The organism is Sphingomonas dokdonensis (assembly GCF_002197685.1).
Taxonomy (GTDB): Bacteria; Pseudomonadota; Alphaproteobacteria; order Sphingomonadales; family Sphingomonadaceae; genus Sphingomonas; species Sphingomonas dokdonensis.
In genome coordinates, this window is record NZ_NBBI01000003.1 from 437,046 (window position 1) to 452,519 (window position 15,474).

At 66.2% G+C, this 15,474-nt stretch carries 11 protein-coding genes; 6 read left to right on the top strand and 5 right to left on the bottom strand.

The window, feature by feature from the left end; translation table 11 throughout:
• Window positions 1-39: 39 nt before the first annotated feature.
• The 6 genes from SPDO_RS10525 to SPDO_RS10550 all read left to right on the top strand — a co-directional run bounded on the left by SPDO_RS10525 (window position 40) and on the right by SPDO_RS10550 (window position 9,490).
• Entirely contained in the window at window positions 40-1,659 is a 1,620-nt protein-coding gene (locus SPDO_RS10525) for a carboxylesterase/lipase family protein (protein WP_245829378.1), read from the top strand.
• Between the two features lie 117 nt (window positions 1,660-1,776).
• On the top strand, window positions 1,777-4,776 hold the full coding sequence (locus SPDO_RS10530; protein WP_088367412.1) for a TonB-dependent receptor plug domain-containing protein: 3,000 nt from the start codon (window positions 1,777-1,779) through the stop codon (window positions 4,774-4,776).
• A 25-nt stretch (window positions 4,777-4,801) separates the two neighbouring features.
• Window positions 4,802-6,385 carry a carboxylesterase/lipase family protein gene (locus tag SPDO_RS10535; RefSeq protein WP_245829380.1) on the top strand — a complete coding sequence of 528 codons (1,584 nt, stop codon included), beginning with the start codon at window positions 4,802-4,804 and terminating at the stop codon, window positions 6,383-6,385.
• Between the two features lie 119 nt (window positions 6,386-6,504).
• Window positions 6,505-7,251, top strand: coding sequence for an IclR family transcriptional regulator (locus SPDO_RS10540; protein ID WP_088367414.1), 747 nt, complete (start codon window positions 6,505-6,507; stop codon window positions 7,249-7,251).
• Window positions 7,252-7,479: 228 nt separating this feature from the next.
• Window positions 7,480-8,646, top strand: coding sequence for a nucleotide sugar dehydrogenase (locus tag SPDO_RS10545; protein WP_088367514.1), 1,167 nt, complete (start codon window positions 7,480-7,482; stop codon window positions 8,644-8,646).
• A 256-nt stretch (window positions 8,647-8,902) separates the two neighbouring features.
• The gene (locus SPDO_RS10550) at window positions 8,903-9,490 is read left to right on the top strand and encodes an alpha-ketoglutarate-dependent dioxygenase AlkB (protein ID WP_088367415.1); all 588 of its coding nucleotides are present in this window, start codon (window positions 8,903-8,905) and stop codon (window positions 9,488-9,490) included.
• Window positions 9,491-9,526: 36 nt separating this feature from the next.
• Here SPDO_RS10550 and SPDO_RS10555 read toward each other — a convergent pair whose 3' ends face one another.
• The 5 genes from SPDO_RS10555 to SPDO_RS10575 all read right to left on the bottom strand — a co-directional run bounded on the left by SPDO_RS10555 (window position 9,527) and on the right by SPDO_RS10575 (window position 15,323).
• The gene (locus tag SPDO_RS10555; protein ID WP_245829381.1) at window positions 9,527-10,564 is read right to left on the bottom strand and encodes a YeiH family protein; all 1,038 of its coding nucleotides are present in this window, start codon (window positions 10,562-10,564) and stop codon (window positions 9,527-9,529) included.
• 62 nt (window positions 10,565-10,626) lie between these two features.
• Window positions 10,627-12,621 (bottom strand): alpha-glucosidase, encoded by a 1,995-nt coding sequence (locus SPDO_RS10560; RefSeq protein WP_088367416.1) that lies wholly within the window; start codon window positions 12,619-12,621, stop codon window positions 10,627-10,629.
• Window positions 12,618-13,202 (bottom strand): NADPH-dependent FMN reductase, encoded by a 585-nt coding sequence (locus SPDO_RS10565; protein WP_088367417.1) that lies wholly within the window; start codon window positions 13,200-13,202, stop codon window positions 12,618-12,620. Before SPDO_RS10565 ends, SPDO_RS10560 begins: the two co-directional genes overlap by 4 nt.
• A 139-nt stretch (window positions 13,203-13,341) precedes the next feature.
• Window positions 13,342-14,418 (bottom strand): LLM class flavin-dependent oxidoreductase, encoded by a 1,077-nt coding sequence (locus SPDO_RS10570; RefSeq protein WP_245829382.1) that lies wholly within the window; start codon window positions 14,416-14,418, stop codon window positions 13,342-13,344.
• Window positions 14,415-15,323: an aldo/keto reductase gene (locus SPDO_RS10575; RefSeq protein WP_425441948.1), complete on the bottom strand. Its 909-nt coding sequence runs from the start codon at window positions 15,321-15,323 to the stop codon at window positions 14,415-14,417. The genes SPDO_RS10570 and SPDO_RS10575 overlap by 4 nt, the downstream gene beginning before the upstream one ends.
• Between the last annotated feature and the right edge of the window lie 151 nt (window positions 15,324-15,474).

Here is a 15,474-nt window from a genome sequence, read left to right on the forward strand (position 1 = left end):
CGGCACGGAAAAACAGACATGAAATGGGGAGATGAAGGCATGATCGGATCAGCTTCGCGTCGCGGGTTCGTGCTCGGCGGCGGTATGGCGGCGGCAGCGACGCTGCTGCCGGGGCGTGTGTCGGCGTCGGCGATGTTTCCGGTGGTGGAGACGGCCGACGGCAAGCTGCGCGGCTATAGCGGCGGCGACGTCGCCGTCTTCAAGGGCATCCGCTACGGCGCGCCGACCTCTGGCCGCAACCGCTTCATGCCGCCGCAGCCCGTCGCGAAATGGGCGGGTGTGCGCGATGCGATCGCCTATTCCGACGTGAGCCCGCAGGTGCCGGCCGATCGCCGCAGTCCCTATGCCGATCTCATCATGTTCGAAACGCAGCCGGCCGGCATCGGCGAGGATTGCCTGTCGCTCAACCTGTGGACGCCGCAGCTGTCGGCAACCGCGAAGCTGCCGGTGATCGTGGTGCTGCACGGTGGCGGCTTCTACGGCGGGTCGGGCAATTCCAGCGGCATGGACGGCGAGCAGATGGCACGCTTCGGCAAGGCCGTGGTGATCGCGGTCAATCATCGGCTGGGCGCTTTTGGCTACCTGCATCTGGCGGAGGCGGGCGGCGCGGATTTCGCCAGCTCGGGCGCGGCGGGCATGATGGACCTCGTCGCCGCGCTGCGCTGGATCAAGGCCAATGTGGCGCAGTTCGGCGGCGATCCGTCGCGCGTGCTGGTCTATGGCCAGTCGGGCGGCGGCGCGAAGACCAGCGTGCTGCTGGCGATGCCGGGTGCCAAGGGGCTGTTCCACCGCGCCGGCGTGATGAGCGGATCGGCGCTCAAGGTGCTGACCCCCGATGTGGCGGCGGCGCGCAGCGCTGCGCTGATGAAGGCGCTTGGCCTCGGGCCGCGCGACGTGCGCAAGCTGCAGGATGTGCCGTTCATCACGCTGCTGGAGGCGCAGGCGGAGCTTGAAGCGAGCGCGCGGGCGCGCGGCGAGGCGCCGGGCTCCTTTGCGCCGGTGCTCGACGGCACGGCCATTCCGCGGCACCCGTTCTTCCCGGACGCGCCCGCGGTCTCCGCCGACGTGCCGATGATCGTGTCCACGGCGCTCGACGAGCGCGCCTATCGCATGACCGATTTTGCGATGACCGAGGCGGGCCTGGTCGATTTCGCACGCCAACGCGCCGGCGATCGCGCGGCGGAGGTGGTCAAAATGTATCGCGCGGAAGACGCAAAGGCGCCGCCGTTCCTGGTGGCGGCGCGGATCGACAGCGATTTGTGGTTCCGCAAGAGTGCCTTTGCGATGGCGGAGCTCAAGGCCAAGCAAGCGGGCGCCCCGATCTGGACGTATCTGTGGACCTGGCCCAGCCCGGCTTATGGCGGCCGCTTCGGCGCGGTCCACGGGATTGATGTCGGCCCAAGCCTCTACAACGTGCGTGGCGGGCTGAACGGACCGAGCGCAGGAAGTGTGCGCATGGCGTCGCGCATCGCCTCATCCTGGGCGGCCTTCGCCGCGACGGGCAATCCGGCCAATGACAAGATCCCGAGCTGGACGCCGTATGCGCCACCACAGCGCGCGACCATGATCTTCGGCGAGGAAACGCGCGTGGAAAGCGATCCGCGCGCCGAGTTCCGCGCGCTTTGGCAAGAGATCAAGCCAGCGGCAACTCGCGGCTAGATTTCCACCATACGGAACGACATAATAAATGACAAAACTTCTGTTGCGTCTTGCGGTGGACGGTCCCAGAGCGCGCGCAAGTCGCAACAGCGGCAAATAGCAAGAGGGGTGGGGATTATGCGGGCTTGGTTGTTGAGCACGGTGGCGATCTGCGGGTGGCAGGGCTGCGCTTGGGCGCAGGATCTCACACCGCTCCCGTCGGCGGAGTCCGCCGCGCCTGAAACGCAGCGCGACCAGGATATCATCATCACCGGTTCGCGCATCGCACGGCGCGATTTTACCGCGGAAAGCCCGATCACCACGGTGAACAAGGACTTTCTGGAAAACACCGGGCCGGCGACGGTCGATCAGTCGCTGAACCAGCTGCCGCAATTCCAGGCGACGCAAAATGCGCAAACGTCGAGCGTCGGCGGGTCGGGTGCGGGATCGTCCGGCGGACGGGCCAACGCCAATCTGCGCGGCCTGGGTGCGCCGCGCACCCTGGTGCTGTTTGACGGGCGCCGCTTGCAGCCATCCGACGTGCAGGGCGCAATCGATCTCAACACGATCTCGCCGGCTCTGATCTCCTCGGTCGAAGTCATCACCGGCGGCGCCTCCGCCGTGTACGGGTCGGATGCGATCGCGGGCGTCGTCAACTTCCGCTTCAACAACGGTTTTCGCGGGTTCGAGCTGACCGGGGACGCGGGCATCACCGACAAGGGCGATGGCGCGAACTATAGCGGTTCGCTGACTTGGGGCGGCGCGCTGCTGGATGATCGCGCGCGATTGTTCGTCTCCGGCTCATACCTGCAGCGCGGCACCGCGTCGCGCCAGGCACGGCGCTTCTTCGACAACCGGCTGGGCACGTCATCACCGACGAGCGGCGCGATCGTACAATCGGGCACCAATCCCTTCGGTGCCGGGAGCGCCGCCTCCGTTGCGGCATACCGCAACCTGTTCACCAACGTGTACGGCACGCCGCTACCACCAAGCGCGAGCAGCATCATCCTCAACACCGACGGCACGCTGATCGGCCGCAACAACGCATCGAATTTGCGGCCGACGCCGCTCGACGGCTATGTCGTGGACGAAACCGGCATCGTCTCGCAGGTCGCACTGCTCGACGGCACGGTGCAACTGCCGCTGGAACGCTACACCGCCTTCGCGCGCGGCGAGTTCGAGGTGTCGCCGGCGCTTACCTTCTACGCGCAGGGCAATTACGCGACCTACACCACCGACCAGACGAGTGAATCGGGCGTGCTGCAATCGGTGGTCGGCACCATCGCGATCCGCGCCGACAATCCGTTCGTGACGCCCGATCTGCGTACCCTGTTGAATTCACGCCCGCGCCCGAATGACCCATTCGGCTATTATTTCACCAGCACGCGCATCGGGCAGGTGCGGGTGAAGCAGGATTACGATGTCTATCAGCTGCTCGGCGGTGCGAAGGGCGATCTTGGCGGGTCGCTGCGCTACGACATCTATGTGTCGCACGGCGAGACGCGCAACGACGAAAGCGCGTTCAACCAGGTGAGCCGCAGCCGCTTCAACGCAGTGGTGAACGGCGTCGGCCCCGATGGCCGCGCAGACGGTGGCCGCAGCCAGTGCGAAGGCGGCTATGATCCGTTCGGCTTCACGCCGACCTCGCCGTCGTGTGCCGCCTATCTCACCTTCAGCACCACCAATCGGTATCGCTTCAGCCAGACGGTGGTGCAGGGCAATCTGAGCGGCGAGCTGTTCGAGCTGCCCGGCGGACCCATCGGATTCAACGTCGGCGCCGAATATCGCCGCAACGATTATCGCGCCGATATCGACCCGCGTAACAGCCCGACGCCGACGGCAGTGCCGGGCGTCACGACCTCGCCCGAAGCGCTCGGCTCGTCGGGCGCGCTGTCGTCGGGCGGCGATATCGCGGTGCGCGAATTCTACGGCGAACTGCTGCTGCCGCTCCTGCGCGACCGGCCGTTCTTCCGCTCGCTCGAGCTCGACCTCGCCTATCGCTATTCGGACTATGACCGAATCGGCGGCGTCCACACCTACAAGGCGAGCGGCAACTGGACGCCGTTCGACGGGGTGGCGATCCGCGGCGGCTATTCGCGCGCGATCCGCGCGCCCAGCCTTGGCGATCTGTATTCGCCGCGATCTGGCGCGACCGGCGTGATCGGCCTTGCGCCAGACGGCGCGGGCGATCCGTGCGACGTGCGCGGCGCTGCCCGCACCGGAAAGGCAAACGGGGTCGATCCGGCCAAGGTGGTCGCGCTGTGCGTCGCCAATGGCGTGCCGCAGAACCTGGTCGGCACTTATCGCTATTCGGGCCGCGCCAATGCCGCCTTCCGCGTCGGCAATCCCGACCTGAACGAGGAAACCGCCGACAGCTACACCGTCGGTGCGGTGTTCCAGCCCGACTTCGCCAAGGCGCTGCTGAAGCGTTTCTCTTTCTCGGTCGATTACTACAACATCGCCGTCGAGGACGCGATCGGCTACGTCACCAGCCCGCTGGCGCTGAACCAATGCTTCAATCTGGGTGGGCTGAACCCGACCTATGATCCGAACAATTATTACTGCCAGCTAATCAAGCGCGATAGCGCGGGCGTGCTCGCCTATATCGACGAGCCGCTGTTCAACCTGGGGCGCTATCAGACCGCCGGACTCGACTTTCAGGTCGATGCGGCGATCGGGCTCGGCGAGGTGGGCACCTTCTCGATCAACAGCGCCGTCACCTATGTGATGGATTACAAGATCCAGAGCCTGTCGACCGAGCCGACGTTCGATTACGCCGGCACCATCGGCAACACGCAGATCGACGGTTTCTCCAGCACGCACCCGCGCTGGAAGCATGTCACCACCGCCACCGTGTCGGGCAGCGCCGGGTCGCTCGCGTTGCGCTGGCGCTACATCGGCGAACAGTCCAACTCAGGCAACGTCGGTACGGCAGGAACAGCGCCGGGCGTGCCGTCGGTCAGCTATTTCGACCTGATCGGCCGATTGATCGTGGACAAGCAGTTCGAGCTGCGCGCCGGCATCACCAACATCGCCGACAAGCAGCCGCCTGAATTCGGCGGCCCGGCCACCACGGCCACCTCGACCTATGACATCATTGGGCGCAGCCTGTTCGTCGGTGCGACGGCGCGGTTCTGAGCGGAGCGGAAGAATGGAGAAGAGCATGAAGATCGCGACGTTGCTGGGCAGTGCCGCCGCCGGCCTGTTGATCGCCTCCTCGGCCGCCGCGCAGGATCCGGTGGTGCGCACCAGCGCCGGGCCGGTGCGCGGCACCGACGAGGATGGCGTGCACGTCTTCAAGGGCGTGCGCTACGGTGCCGATACCGCACCGGTGCGGTTCCAGCCGGCGCGTGCGCCCGAGCCATGGCGCGAAACCGTTGATGCGAAGGCCTATGGCAACACCTGTCCGCAGATCACCTCGGGCGAGGTGTCGCTGTTCGCCTCCTGGGTGAACGACACGCCGCAAAGCGAGGATTGCCTGTTCCTCAACGTCTGGACGCGCGGGCTGAACGACGGGAAGAAGCGGCCGGTCATGGTGTGGTTTCATGGTGGCGGCTATGTCACCGGATCGGGATCGAGCCACGGTTATGATGGCGTGCGGCTGGCGAAGCGCGGCGACGTGGTGCTCGTCACTGTCAATCACCGGCTGAACGCCTTCGGCTATCTCAATGTCGCCGGGCTGACCGACGATCCGCGCTATGCCAAGTCGGGCAATGTCGGCAGCCTCGACATGGTGCAGTCGCTGCAATGGGTGCGCGACAATATCGTCAAGTTCGGCGGCGATCCGGGCAACGTCACCATCTTCGGTGAATCCGGCGGCGGCGCCAAGGTGTCGACGATGATGGCCTTTCCGCCCGCCAAGGGGCTGTTCCACAAGGTGATCGCCCAGAGCGGGTCGATGTCGCTGAAGGGCTTCAGTCCGGCGATCGGCACTGCCATTGCGGCGGACATCATGCGCGTGGCCGGTTTGCAGCGCGGCGAGGTAGACAAGCTCGCTGCGATGCCGTTCGAGCAGCTCGTGAAGGTGGAGGCCAAGTCCAAGAGCCGCGGCGCGTTCTTCCGCCCGGTGACCGACAGCACGGTGATGCCGCGCGACCCGTTCGATCCCGACGCGCCGCCTATGTCAAAGGACGTGCCGTTGCTGGTCGGCACCAACCAGACCGAAACTCGGCTGAACATCGGCGTGGGCGACCCAAGCACGTTCACCATGACGTGGGAGGACCTGCCCGAGCGGCTCGGGAAGACGCTGCCCGGCACCGACGTCGCCGCACTGATCGCTCAGCAGCGCAAGCTGCACCCCGGCGACAACGCCGGCGACATCTTCTTTCGCGTCAACACCTGGCGCAATTACCGCAAGACCGCGATCACCCAGGCCGAGCGCAAGGCGGCGCAGGGCGGCGCGCCGGTCTATATGTACCAGCTGCAATGGAAGACGCCGGTCGACGGCGGCAAATGGCAGACCCCGCACGCACTCGACATCGCCTTCGTGTTCGACAATGTCGCCAAGTCGCGGTCGATGGTCGGTGAGGGCGGCGACCAGCAGCATATGGCCGACCTGATGAGCGACGCGTGGATCGCGTTCGCGCGCACCGGAAGCCCCCAAACGAAGGCGCTCCCGACCTGGCCGACCTATGATGCGGCGCGCCGCGCGACCATGATCTTCGACAGCAAGCCGCGGGTGGAGAATGATCCCGAAGCAAAGGACCGCGCGCTGTTCGCGGACCTGCCGGCCGGACGGGAGGGGTAAGACCCTTGGCGCGCGGCGATCATGGCATTGCAACGCTGAAGCAGGTGCGGCCGGTCCGACATTAGACATCCCCGGAAGCAGGGGGCATCACGTCAGATCGGTCACGGCGGACGATAAAGATGGACTCGACGGTTTCAAAGGGCCTGAACGTGCTGGAGCTGCTGGTGCGCGCCGCGGCGCCCATGCGGCTGTCAGCGGTCGCGCAGGAGCTTGGCCTTCAGAAAAGCAACGCGCATCGCACGTTGGCGACGCTGATCGCCGGCGGGTTCGTCGTTCAAGACGAGGAGACGGGGCGGTACCGACCGAGCCTGAAGCTGTTCGAGCTCGGCTCCAAGGTCGTCGCCGATCATCCCGCGCGGCGCGCGGCCGCGCCTTACATGCAGGATCTGCACAAGACACTGGGCGAGACCGTGAACCTGTACGTGCTCGACAAGAATGCGATCCTGGTAATCGAAAAGCTTCTGTCGCCGCGACCGTTGCGGTTCTCCAGCCGACCCGGCTCGCGCCTGCCCATTGCAACGACGGCCGCCGGCCATGCCATGCTGGCGCATGAGACCGATCCTGCAACATTGCTGCGCGAGTCGCTCGAAAGCGCACCCTTGCCGCCGCGTTTCGAGATCGACCAGCAGGCGGTGCTCGCCTCGCTGGAGGAGGTGCGCCATCGCGGCTATGTCGAGGCAGTCGACAGCTGGACGCCCGGCATCTTCAGCTTCGCCGCACCGATCCTGCGCGAGGACGGGCGAGCCGGCGCTGCCATCGGCGTTTCCGGGCCGATCGAGCGACAAACCGAAGCGAACCGTGCAGCGATCATCGAGGCGCTGCTGACGACATCCGCGCGCATCGCCGAAAACGCACCGCTGCTTTGAGATCCTGCAATGACGGTTCGTACGTTGGCGGCCGCTGCCGAGACCGCGAGAGACCAGCCATGGCCCGGCGAATCGTCCGCCGTCCAAGACGGATAGCCCGAAACATTTGACGGGCGGACGCATCATGCGGAATAGCGTCGCCCGGGGGACGTGGGCTGGTCGCATCGCTGGGCGCTGCCTGTCATCTCACACCTGGTTTCGACGCTACGCAGGGTGGAACAGAACGAGATGAAGATTGCGGTATTCGGGCTCGGCTATGTCGGCCTCTCCAACGCCGTGCTGCTAGCACAGCACAACGAGGTCGCGGCGGTCGATATCACCCCCGAACGCGTCGCCATGCTCAATGCGAAGCAGTCGCCGATCGTCGATGCGGAGCTTCAGCACTTCCTCACCGATGCGCCGCTCAACCTGACCGCGACGCTCGATCCGAACGAAGCGCTGGCCGGTGCCGATTACGTCATCGTCGCCACCCCGACCAATTACGATGTCGATACCAACAAGTTCGACACCTCGTCGGTCGAGGCGGTGATCGCGACCGCGATCGCGGTGAACCGCACCGCCACGATCGTCGTCAAATCGACCATCCCGGTCGGCTTCGTCGACGATGTGCGCGCGCGGCTCGGCACCGATCAGGTGATCTTCAGCCCCGAGTTCCTGCGCGAAGGCCGCGCGCTGCACGACAATCTGCATCCCTCGCGCATTATCGTCGGCGAGCGATCGGAGCGCGCGCGGATCTTTGCCGATCTGCTGCTCGGCGGCGCGATCAAGAAGGATGTCGAGATCCTGTTCACCGATGCGCGCGAGGCGGAGGCGATCAAGCTGTTCGCCAACACCTATCTCGCGATGCGCGTCGCCTTCTTCAACGAACTCGACAGCTACGCCATCGCTGGCGGCATGGACACGCGCCAGATCATCGATGGCGTTGGCCTCGATCCGCGCATCGGCAAGCATTACAACAACCCCAGCTTCGGCTACGGCGGCTATTGCCTGCCCAAGGACACCAAGCAGCTCCTCGCCAATTACTCGGACGTGCCGCAGAACCTGATCCGCGCGATCGTCGATGCGAACCGCACCCGCAAGGATTTCCTCGCCGATCAGATCCTGGCACTCCAGCCAAAGACGGTTGGCGTGTTCCGGCTGGTGATGAAGGCAGGCTCCGACAATTTCCGCCAATCGTCGGTGCAGGGCATCATGAAGCGGATCAAGGCCAAGGGAATCGAAGTGGTGATCTTCGAGCCCGCAATGGATGACGAAGATTTCTTCGGCTCGCGCGTGATGCACGATCTGGATGCGTTCAAGCAGCACGCCGACGTCATCATCGCCAACCGCCGGACCGAAGAGCTTGAGGATGTACGCGAAAAGGTATTCACGCGCGATCTGTTCGGGTCGGACTGAACGATCGGTCTCGGAGATGGGCCGGCAGTCGCGCAGGCCGGAGCCTGTTTGAACGGCAGGCTGCTGGTCCGTTGAAGACCAAATTCGCAAATTACGTATCGATGCATCCAAATGGCTGAGGCTCTCGTACCTATGGAGCGGCTCTAGCCGGCCGCGCGCGATGGCTCGGCGAGTTCCCTAGTGCTCGCCGGGCCGGCGGACAGCCTGCGGCAGGGTGGCATCACGCACCGGGCGCGCCGATATAGGTGCCACCGCAATGCTTGATCTGTTTGGCACCCCCGTTCTTCCCGGCGCTACCAGCGCCGAGAGCTTCCTGTCTCCGCCCGAGGAGCAGGCGCTCATTCGCGCGATCGACAGGCTCAATCTTGCGCCGTTCCGTTTTCAGGGGTGGGTGGGCAAGCGGCTGACGCACAGCTTCGGGCTGCACTATGATTTCGATCACGCCAGCCTCGCTCCGACAACGCCGATGCCCACCTGGCTCTTGCCGATCAGGGATCGCGTCGCGGCCTTTGCCGGACTCGTACCCGATGCGCTGATTCAGGCGCTCCTCACCCGCTATGATCCGGGTGCGGGGATTGGCTGGCACCGCGACCGACCGCACTTCGACCACGTCGTCGGACTGTCGCTCGGCGCGCCGGCCGACATGCGGTTCCGCCGCCGCATGGGCGAGCGGTTCGAGCGTGCGACGATGCCGCTTCCGCCGCGCGGCATCTACCATCTCCAGGGCGTCGCACGCTACGAATGGGAGCATAGCATCGCCGAGATGGCGGCGATCCGCTGGTCGATCACCTTTCGCAGCCTGTCGCCGCGTGGCCGCAGCGCTCTGAGCTACGGCGCCCGCTGATACCATCCGGGCACGATTACCGCGCGGCCGGCAACCTCACAGCAGGATCAGCGCCCCCGCGAGCGACAGCGCCAGCGCGACCAGCGAGGCGGTAACGATCACCAGGATCGGCTTGATGCCGGTTTCCAGCAGCGAACTCATCGGTGCGCGGATACCGGTCGCTGCGACGGCGCAGGCGAGGCAGCCGGTGGCGATATCCTGCGCGCCGCGGCTCGCGACGGCCGGGATCACGCCCAGCGAATTGACGCCCGCAAAGGCAAAGAAGCCGACGACGAACCAGGGCAGCGTGATGCCGGTCTTCTTCCCGTCTTCTGGGCGGAAGAAGGCAGCGACCAGCGCCAGCACGGGGGCAAGCAGCGCCACGCGCGTCAGCTTCACGATGGCCGCGATCTGCCCCGCGCCGTCCGAATAGCTGTACCCCGCGCCCAATGCCTGCGCGACGTCATGGATCGACGCGCCGAGCATGAAGCCTGCCTGCCGGTCGGAAAGGCCAAGCTGGTGCGCCAGCGTCGGATACAGGAACATTGCCGTCGCGCTCGCCGCCGAGATGCCGACGAGCACCAGCGCCAGCTGCGCCTGATTGGCGCGCTTTTCGCCCAGCGTCGTCGCCAGCGCCATCGCCGCCGATGCGCCGCAGATCGCCACTGCGCCGCCCGCCAGCGTGCCGAACGCGCTGCCGAGACCAAGCACCCGTGCGACGATCACGCCGCTCCCCAGCGTCACCAGCAGGATCGCCATGACCGCCAGCAGCGTCATCGGGCCCAGCCCGGCGATCTGCCCTAACGTGATGCGCGCACCGACCAGCACGATGCCCCAGCGCAGCAGCGTCTTGGAGGCGAAGCCCAGCCCCGGCCCCATACGCGGGTCCGCGCCGAGGAAGTTCAGCGCCAGCCCGATCAGCAGCGCCATCAGCGTTAGCGGTGCATTGTAATGATCGGCAACGAACGCCGCCGCCATCGTCGCTAGCACCGCCACCATCAGGCCGGGCACGAGGTCGCGCCAGCTCGACTTGGGCGAGGGCTCGAGATCGTTGTAGAGGTCCGCCGCGAGCGGCAGCGACGCGTACCCGCTCACAGCCGCACCCCTGCTTGCTTTGGCATGACGCTCACCGCGACGAAGCAATAACCGTGCATGGTTCACGCCGCGCCGATTGATGCGAACAGAGCCGCAAAGGCGCTGTCGCTGCGATAAAATACCGGCGGCTGGCCGATCGGTGCGGCAACTTCGGCGGTTGCGCCGCCCACAAATGCCTCGCCCGACCAAAGATGTCGCCATTCGGCACCGGCGGGCAGATAGGCGTGCCACCGCTCGGCACCCGCCTCGATCACCGGCGCGACGATCAGATCGCGGCCGTAAGCGAATTGCGTCTCCACGCCCCAGCAGCCAGCGTCATCCTCGTAATCGAGAAACAGCGCGCGTTGCAGCGGCAGGCCGGTCGCCGCTGCTTCTTCGCACAGATGCGCGACATAGGGCGCGAGCGCGGCGTGAACCTTGGTCATCGCCACGAAGTGCGCCAGCACCGCGTCATCGCCGTCAAGCTGCAAATTGCTGTCCGGTCGATTGCCCTCGTGACTGCGCATCACCGGCGAGAAAGCGGACAGCTCGCTCCAGCGCATCAGCAGCTCGGGCGTGCGGACGTTGTCATACAGGCTGGTGTACCCGCCCAGATCGCTGTGGTGATAGGCATTGCCGACCAGGCCGGACGACAGCGCCGCGCGGATCACCGTGCCGATCCCGTCGTGGCGCGAGAAGTCGACGCACTGGTCGCCCGCCCACAGCAGTGGGCAATGCGCGCCCACCCCGGTGAAGCCCGCGCGCATGAAGAATACGGCATCGCCGGTCTTACTGCGGCTCGCCACCGCCCGTGCGTTCACCTCCGCCCAGAGCGTCGGCCAGGCATTGTGCGCCAGCATGCCATCGCTGCCGTCGTGCAGGCGCACGTCGGTCGGCAGATACTCGCCGAAATCCGCCATCCATCCCGACAGGCCGATGTCCAACATCTCGCGGCCGATCACGCGGTCGGCGAACCATTCGGCGGCGGCCGGGTTGGTGAAATCGACGATGCCGCAGTCGAACTCGCCGAAATCGACGATATACGGCTCGTCCGCGTCGAGCTTCAGCGCGAGATACCCGGCTTCGGCGGCCTCGACATATTGCGTGCCGTCGATTGCCAGATAGGGGTTCACATAGCCCATGAAGCGGATGCCGCGATCGTTCAGCTCCGCAATCTTCTGCTTAAGGTTTGGATAGCGCGCGTCGTTCGCTTTCCAATCCCAGAACAGCCGCTTGCCGAAGCTGGTGACGCGCAGGCCGATCCAGTCCTCGCACCACAGCCCGGTCACCTCGGCCCCCGCCGCGATGATCTTTTCCATGCGCTCGAAGCTGCGCGTGCCGTCCTTCAGCCCCAGGATCGCGCCCGAAAAGGCCCAGGCGGGTAGCTGCGGCTGCCGCCCGAAGCGTGTGGAAAGCTGTCCGACGAGGCTGGCGAAGCGATCCGCCGCGAACAGCTCGATCCGTGCGGGTATTTCCCAGACCTCGATCTCGGGCGCGTCCGCATCGCGAAAGTCGAAGCAGCTATATGCCGTCGTATCGACATGCAGCGCGTAGCGGCGCGAGGAAAGATAGGTCGGCTGCGGATAATTGGTGTTCCAGTAATCGCCGCCGGAGCGGTGGTCGCGGTCGCACTGGAACGTCATGAGCGTCGACTTGTCGCGCCCGATACCCGGCTCCGACGTCCACATCGGAAAACGCCGGCCCGCCATGTCGACATAGGACAGTTGCTCGCCGCCGCCCCAGAAACGCTCGCCAGCCTCGCCGACGGTGCTCAGCCACAGCCGGTTGAGCGCCGGGTCGAGCGCCTCGCATGCCAACGCGCCGTCGCGCACGGTCAACGCCAGCAGCGCGCGGCCGCCTGCAGACAGGATTACGCGATCGCCGTCGATCGCCGCTTCGCGGAGCGCCACGCGCTCGGCAAGCTTGTCCTCAAGAAAGTAATTGCCGCGATACATATCGACGCGGGGGCTTCCCGCGCCGACGAACAGCGCCGGCGCGTCGGCACGGTGGCGGATGACCAGCACGTCGCCGGCAAAGATGTCGAACCCGCCCTCGGCAGCGTGGAGGCGTACGCTCATGCCGCGGCCCGCGTTGCATGGTCGCGCAGCGCGGCGGCGGCAACCTGCCGTCCGACGAGGCGCAGTTGCTCGATCACCGCCGGGTCGCTGCATCCGCCCTGCGCGTCGAGCTTGGTCTGCGCGCTGTTCACCGTTGCCGCAAAGGGCGTCGGCCAGCCCCGCAGCGCATGCGCGATCGAGCGCAGCGCCGCGACCGTCGATCCGGTCGCCTGCCAGCCGTAAGCGGTGGCGATCAGCCCGACCGGCACATCCGCCAGATACGGCCGCGAATCGCGCGCGGTTTCTTCCAAGAGGTCGATCGCGTTCTTCACGAGGCCGGACACGCTGCCGTGATAACCGGGCGAGGCGATGATCACGCCAGAGGCGGCGCGCACCGCCGACACCAGCGCTCGCTCTTTATCCGCACGGGTCACGCCGGGCGTGTATAGCGGCAGTGCGGCCAGCGCCTCGCCGCCAAACAACTGGATGTCTGCGCCTGCCGCGGCAGCGGCGGCGAGCGCGATCTGCAACGCGCGCTCGGTTGACGAGCCGGCGACGGTGGTCCCGCCGATGCCAACGATCAGTGGCTTGTCGGTGTGCATGTATCTTTTCCTCTCACCGCCGCCGCGCGGGGTCATCGTCCGGCCTGCCGGTCTGCCGACGCCACGCGCGCTGCAGGGGCAGGTCTCGGCCGGTGCGGCACAAGGCGGGCGGACTGCGCAGCCCGCCCGCCTGGACTTCTCAAACCGCGAGCGGCCCGTGCTCGAGCTTGGGCAGCACGTGGCGGGCGAACAGATCGGCTTCCGCGGCATGCGGATAGCCCGACAGGATGAACGCCTCGATGCCCATGTCCTGGTACATCTTCAGCTTCGCGAGCACCTGATCTGGATCGCCGACGATTGCCGCGCCGCAGCCCGAGCGCGCCCGGCCGACACCGGTCCACAGATTCGCCTCGGCATAGCCATCGTCGGTCGCGCCCTCGCGCAGTGCGGCCTGAGCGGCGACGCCGGTTGAGGTGGTGTCGAGCGACTTGTTACGGATCGCCTCGCCCTGCGCGGCGTCCAGCTTCGACAGCAGGCGGTCGGCAGCAGCGCGCGCCTCGGTTTCGGTGTCACGTACCACGACATGCGCGCGATAGCCGAACTTCAGCGTGCGGCCGTGCTTGGCGGCGCGCGCGGTCATGTCGTCGATGATCGACTGGACCGCTTCCTTCTTGTCGGGCCACATCAGATAGACGTCCGCGCCCTGCGCTGCGACTTCCCGTGCGTCCGGCGACAGCCCGCCGAAATACAGCGGCGGGCACTTGCCCGACACGGTCGTTACCGCCGGCGGATCGAGCTTCAGCTTCCAGAACTCGCCCTGGTGATCCAGCGCCTCGCCGTTCAGCATGGTTTTCAGGATCTGCATCGCTTCCAGCGTGCGGGCATAGCGCGGTGCCGACGCCAGCGTCTCGCCCGGCAGGTCGGAGGAGATGATGTTCACCGTCAGCCGCCCGCCCAGGATGCGATCGATCGTCGCGATCTGGCGCGCCAACTGCGGCGGCCAGCTCTCGCCGATGCGCACTGCCATCAGCAGGCGCATGCGCTTCACCATCGTCGCGATCGCCGCGGCAAAGGCGGTGGTGTCGATCCCCAGCGCATAGCCCGACGGCAGCAGGATATTGTCGAACCCGCCCGTTTCGGCCTGCATCACGATGTCGCGGCAATGCTCCCAGCTCGACTTCAGCTTGGGATCGGGAACGCCGAGAAACTCGTAATCGTCATCGCACAGCGCGGAAAACCAGCTGACTTCGCACCCTTTGTTCGTCGAACCCGTCACGGCAAACGTTCTCCCATGCTGGCTTGAAGGACGGCGTACCATTGCTCGCGCGTCCATTGCGGTTTGTAGGCATCGGGGATCGTGGCGATCCGCGACACATTCTGCGTGCCGACGATCGGGATCGGGCGCGCGGGATGCGCCATGATCCAGCTATAGGCGGCTGCCGTGCGATCGACGCCGGCTTCGCTCGCCTTCTCGTCAAGCAGCGCGACCACGGCGCGCGAGCGCTCGTCGGTCGGCTCGGCCAGGCGGCCACCGCCCAGCGGCGACCAGGCGAGCACCGCCATGCCGCGCTGCATCGCCTGATCGAACAGACCGTCGAACAGCGGCGCGGTGGCGAGCGCCGAAAACTCGGGCTGGTGGCTCACGATCGGCACGGAAAGGAACTCGGCAAGCGCCGCGGTCTGCTGCGGCGTGTGGTTCGACACGCCGATCGCGGTGATCTTGCCCGCGGTACGGGCATCGTCGAGCGCGCGCGCCACTTCCTGCGGGTGCGCCAGCATGTCGGGGCGGTGGATCTGGTACAGGTCGATCTTGTCGCAGCGCAGTCGCGTCAGCGAGGCGTCGATTGCCTCGGCGAGATAGCTGGCGCTCGAATCATACGGCACGCCCATGCGGATGCCGCCCTTGGAGGCGAGCACCATCTTGTCGCGCAGGGCAGGCGCGTCCGCGAACACTTGGCCGAGCAGCGCCTCGGAGGCGCCGAAGTCCTCGTTATTGTCCGGGCCATAGATGTCGGCGGTGTCGAACAGGGTCACGCCGGCATCGAACGCCGCTTCGACGAGGGCGCGCGCAGCGGCGACATCGGTGCCGCGAAAGCGCCACATGCCCCAGGCCATGGTGCTGATGGTGAGTCCGGTGTCACCCAGGGCGACGGAGCGAGCGGGGGGAGCTAAATAAGACACCGTTGTCTTATACGTTCGAATCGGCTTATAGGGAAGCGGTCAATTGAAACGTCGCCCGATCCGCGATCGCCATGAAAGTCTCTGCCAAGGAGCGGGATGATTGCAGGGCGCCGTGGATTTGGCGGCGTTTGACTGGTTTGGGGTTTGGAGA